This is a genomic window from Nonomuraea sp. NPDC049141, from assembly GCF_040648415.1.
Lineage (GTDB): Bacteria > Actinomycetota > Actinomycetes > Streptosporangiales > Streptosporangiaceae > Nonomuraea.
The window spans coordinates 1-4673 of the sequence record NZ_JBEZDR010000077.1 but is presented as its reverse complement, the minus strand read 5'-3'; the positions used below and the strand labels follow the sequence as shown (position 1 = coordinate 4673).

At 70.4% G+C, this 4673-nt stretch carries 4 protein-coding genes and 2 pseudogenes; 1 reads left to right on the top strand and 5 read right to left on the bottom strand.

Going from position 1 to position 4673, the window contains the following annotated elements; genetic code table 11:
* The 4 genes and pseudogenes from AB0B91_RS64200 to AB0B91_RS64185 all read right to left on the bottom strand — a co-directional run.
* Window positions 1-507, bottom strand: a pseudogene (locus tag AB0B91_RS64200) (hypothetical protein); the annotation flags it as partial.
* Window positions 508-607: 100 nt separating this feature from the next.
* A complete protein-coding gene (locus AB0B91_RS64195) occupies window positions 608-1891 on the bottom strand; it encodes an MFS transporter (RefSeq protein ID WP_101413866.1) in 1284 nt (427 codons plus the stop codon).
* Between the two features lie 68 nt (window positions 1892-1959).
* Window positions 1960-2409, bottom strand: a complete 450-nt coding sequence (locus AB0B91_RS64190; protein ID WP_199184638.1) for a MarR family transcriptional regulator — start codon at window positions 2407-2409, stop codon at window positions 1960-1962.
* 126 nt (window positions 2410-2535) lie between these two features.
* Window positions 2536-4014, bottom strand: a complete 1479-nt coding sequence (locus AB0B91_RS64185) for an NCS2 family permease (RefSeq protein WP_101413864.1) — start codon at window positions 4012-4014, stop codon at window positions 2536-2538.
* 87 nt (window positions 4015-4101) lie between these two features.
* Between AB0B91_RS64185 and AB0B91_RS64180 the strand changes: the two genes are divergently transcribed.
* Window positions 4102-4350 (top strand): DUF2530 domain-containing protein, encoded by a 249-nt coding sequence (locus AB0B91_RS64180; RefSeq protein WP_089002323.1) that lies wholly within the window; start codon window positions 4102-4104, stop codon window positions 4348-4350.
* A 45-nt stretch (window positions 4351-4395) separates the two neighbouring features.
* Here AB0B91_RS64180 and AB0B91_RS64175 read toward each other — a convergent pair.
* Window positions 4396-4608: pseudogene (locus AB0B91_RS64175) on the bottom strand (DUF3027 domain-containing protein); the annotation flags it as partial.
* Window positions 4609-4673: the final 65 nt, after the last annotated feature.

Genomic DNA, 4673 nt, shown 5'->3' with positions numbered 1-4673 from the left:
GCGGTGCCGCTGCCGGTGGCCGGCCCGGGCGGCGGGCAGGGTCAGCCCGGCGGCGTGCAGCAGGCCCTCCACCCGGACCCGTTCCAGCTCCAGGTCGACGCCCTCCAGCTCGGTCAGGTGCTCGGTGAGCCCGAGGGCCCGGCAGGCCAGCCGGAGGCGGTCGTCGTACGCCCGCAGGATCGTGCCGTGCCAGACGGGCTGGCGGCCGTCGGAGGCGACCCCCTGCCCGCGTAAACGACGCAGGTCGGCGGCGAGTTCCTCCAGCGGGCGGCGGTCGGGCCGGTCGAAGTCGGTGAGGTCGATGTCGCGGGTCAGCGCGTCGGCCTCGACGGCCCGGTCCAGCCGGGCGATGGTGCGCCGTTCCCGGCGGCGCTCCCGCCACTCCGCGTACGCGCAGGCGACCCGGTCGATGATCTCGTCCGCGCAGAAGGCCACGGCGATCAGCACCGGCAGGCTGGCCGCGGCGACGAAGATCAGGATCAGCAGCAGCGCGCGCCCGGGCTCCACGTATCGACGCTAAGCCTCTTTCCTCCTTACCGCCACCGCTTTCGTGCCATCCACGCCATCCGCAGGATGGGACGGACCGTCCCACCCCGGGCGGGGACGCTCAGCAGTCGGCGGAGGTGACGTAGAAGCGCGGCATCGGCAGGACGCGGAAGCGCAGCCGGGCGCCGGAGCGGCGCAGCTGCCAGGTGAGCGCGATCAGGATGGTGGCCAGCGAGATCAGCCCGCCGATCCAGATGCTGGCGCCGGCGCCGTAGGTCTCGGCGACCCAGCCGATGAGCGGCGCCCCGACCGGGTTGGTGCCGAGGAAGACCAGCACCCAGAGGGCCATCACCCGGCCACGGAAGGCGGCATCCGTGCCGAGCTGCACCCGCTGGTTGGCCGCCTGGGCGAAGAACACCATGAAGAAGCCGGTCGGCAGCAGCAGGGTCACCACCATCCAGTACGCCGGGGCGAGCCCCACCAGCGTGCCGAAGATGGCGCAGCCGACACCCGCGCCGAGCACCAGCCAGACCGACGGGCGACTGCGCCGCCCGGTGCCGGCGAGCGCCCCGACCAGCGCGCCGACCGCCAGGGCGGTGCTGAACAGCCCGAACGAGGCGGCACCGGTCTGGAACACGGTCTTGGCCAGCGCGGCGAGGGTGAGCTGGAAGTTGAACAACGACATGCCGATCACCGACATCACCGCCATGGGCAGCAGCAGGTCGGGCCGGCGCCAGACGTAGCGCAGGCCGTCGACCACCTTGGCCGACGCCCGCTCGTCGCGCGGCGGCAGCGCCTCCCGGTACAGCTCGGCGGGGCGCATCCTGATCACGGTGACCAGCGGGGCGATCGAGCTGAGCGCGGTGAACATGAAGACCGGGCCGACGTCGAAGGCGGCGATGGCCAGGCCGGCGACGGCCGGCCCGACGATCCGGGCCGAGTTGAACACCGCCGCGTTCAGCGAGAGCGCGTTCGGCAGCAGCGACGTGCCCACCAGTTCGGAGACGAACGCCTGCCGGACCGGGGTCTCCACGGCGTTGGCGACGCCGAGCAGGGCCGCGAACGCGAAGACGTGCCAGAGCTGTACGAGGCCCGTGATCACCAGCAGGCTCATGGCGAGCGCCAGCACGGTCCAGAACGCGTTCGCGACGAAGAGCAGCATCCGCTTGTCGTAGCGGTCGGCCAGCCGCCCGGAGAGCAGGGTGAGCAGCAGCACCGGGGTGAACTGGAGCGCGGTGACCACGCCGAGGGCGGTGGCGGAGTTGTCGGAGAGCTCGAGGACCAGCCAGTCCTGGGCGATGAACATCATCCAGACGCCGATCAGCTTGATCAGCTGCCCGGATGCGAAGAGCCGGTAGTTGCGGACCTGTAGGGACTGGAACATCGTGCTCAGCTTCGCCTGCACTCTTGGTGCGCCTCCTCGCGGTCGTACGCGTCATCGACGTCGGACGGCGCGGTGGCACGAGGCGCGGGTCAGGCGCGGGCGACCTGCTGAAGGATCTCGGCGGCCTGCCGCAGGGTGTCCCGTTCGGCTTCGGTCAGCTCGGCCAGCCGGCGGGCCAGCCACTCGTCACGGACCCGCTCGAACTGGTCGAGCACGGCCCGTCCCCCCTCGGTCGCCGCCAGGATGACCTGTCGGCCGTCGGTCGGGTGGGGGGTGCGCCGCACGAGGCCGCGCTCCTCCAACTTCGCGACGATCTTGGTCATCGTGGGCGGCTGCACCCGTTCCACGTCGGCCAGTTCCCGAGGCGTCAGCGCACCCGCCAGCCGGAGGCTGGTGAGCGCGGAGAGCTGGGTGACCGTGAGGTCGCCGACCGGCCGGGCCTGGCGGACCCGTCGGTTGAGCCGGGTGATCGCGTCACGCAGCTGGGGTGCCAGCTGCGCCGGTGGCACGCGTTTCGCCGTCACCGTCCGCTCCGTCACGATAGTTAGCCTAACTAATTAGCCAGGCGAATGAGATGCGATATGACCATGCTCACGAGAAGTTTTCCCTGCTCCGGGCCGGGTATCCGAATCGGCCGACCGGCCCGGAGCGTGGCGTGTCGAGGATCAGAGCACCACAGACTCGATCGGCCCGCGCAGGAAGTAGAGCACGAAGAGGGCGGCCACCCCGTACAGCAGCGGGTGGATCTCCCGCGCCTTGCCCCGGGCGAGCTTCACCACCACGTACGAGATCAGGCCGGCCCCGATGCCGTTCGAGATCGAGTACGTGAAGGGCATCAGCACGATCGTCAGGAACGCCGGGATCGCGATCTCGTAGTCCGACCAGTCGATCGTCCGGACCGCGGTCATCATCAGGAAGCCGACCACCACCAGCGCCGTGGACGCCGCCTCGAACGGCACCACCACGACCAGCGGCGCCAGGAACATCGCCAGCAGGAACAGCCCGCCGGTGACCAGGTTGGCGACGCCCGTACGGGCGCCCTCCGCCACACCGGCCGCGCTCTCGATGTAGGACGTGTTGCTCGACGTGCTCGCCGCACCGCCGGCCGCCGCCGCGATCGAGTCGACCAGCAGGATCTCCTTCGCCCGCGGCGGGGTGCCCTGCTCGTCGAGCATGCTCCCCTCCTGGCCGACCGCGACCATCGTGCCCATCGTGTCGAAGAAGTCCGTGATCAGCAGGGTGAACACGAACATGAGGACGACGAGCCAGCCGGCCCGGCTCCACGAGTCGAACACGTTGAAGTTGCCGATCAGCGACAGGTCCGGCACGTCCACCCAGGTCTTCGGCAGCTCGGGGACGTTCAGCGCCCAGCCCTTCGGGTTGGGCTTGCCGTCGACGAAGGACGGCCCGATGTTCGCCACCGCCTCGACGATGATCGCCAGCACGGTGGAGCCGAGGATGCCGATCAGGATCGCGCCCCTGACCCGGCGCACCAGCAGCACGATGGTCAGCAGCAGGCCCACCACGAAGACCAGCAGCGGCCAGCTGGCGAGCTTGCCACCGATGCCCAGGCTCACCGGGACGGTGCTGTTCTGCACGTCCGGCACCCGACGCACGAAACCGGCGTCGACCAGGCCGATGATGGTGAGGAAGAGGCCGATGCCGACGCCGATCGCCGTCTTCATCTGCGTCGGCACCGAGCGGAACACCGCCGTACGCAGGCCGGTCAGCACCAGCACCGCGATGATCACACCCTCGATCACCACGAGGCCCATCGCGTCCGCCCAGGTCATCTCCGGGGCGATCTCGTACGCGACCAGCGCGTTGACGCCGAGGCCCGCGGCGAGCGCCAGCGGGAACCGGCCGACCACGCCCATCAGGATGGTCATCAGGCCGGCGACCAGGGCGGTTGCCGCGGCGAGGGCGGCGATGGAGAGCTTCTTGCCGTCGCCGTCGACGGCACCACCGATGATGAGCGGGTTGAGCACCACGATGTACGCCATCGTGAAGAAGGTCGCCAGGCCACCGCGTACCTCGCGGCTCATCGTCGAGCCACGGGCGGAGATCTCGAAGTACCGGTCGAAACCGTTACGCGGGTGCGCTGGATCGGGTGGTGTGCCGTTCTCGGGCGGCGCTACTGACATCAGGTCCTCGCAGGTGATCTTCCGTTGTCGCGCGCATCGTCGCAGATCACCGGCCAGCAGGAAAAGTTGATCGCGTACGCTTGCCGCGTGCCGAAGGAGCAGCCACCGCGGCCCGAGCCGCTCGACCCGCCGATGGTGCCGTTCGCCCTCGCGGGGATGGCCGCCTGGGCGCTCGCCGGGCTGGTGCTGCTGGTCTTCTTCCGCGACTGGCTGACCGCGCACGATCACCAGGATTGGCTGTGGACCTGCCTGGCCGGTTTTCTGTGGGGTTTCCCCGGTCTCGCCGTGATGATGCGGCACGACGCCAACCGGCGCCGCCGCCGCGCAGGCCGCTGACCTGCGACGACACCGATCCGTCGGGCCGGCCCGCGCCCGGTCGCGTCAGGGGTGCCCGTACGGCTCCGCCGGCTCGGCCGCCTCGACGGAGCCCGGTGCCCGGCTGACCGCCACGGGCTCGACCGCGCTGTCGTCGTAGACCGTCGGCATCTCCTCGACCGGGGTCTCGGCGGCCTCGATCAGCGTCTCCGAGTGGGCCCCACAGCCGTGGTCGGCGCTGACCACCCGACCGTCGTCGGGGGCGTAGAAGTTGCCGCACGCGCGATCATGAGAAGCAGGTCGAGGCGCACATGCGTGAGCTGCAGGAATGCTTGGACGTGATC

Bases quoted from the DNA above. Each gene is read 5' to 3' on its own strand.
- AB0B91_RS64185 (WP_101413864.1), bottom strand. From the start codon at position 4,014: ATGTCAGTAGCGCCGCCCGAGAACGGCACACCACCCGATCCAGCGCAC.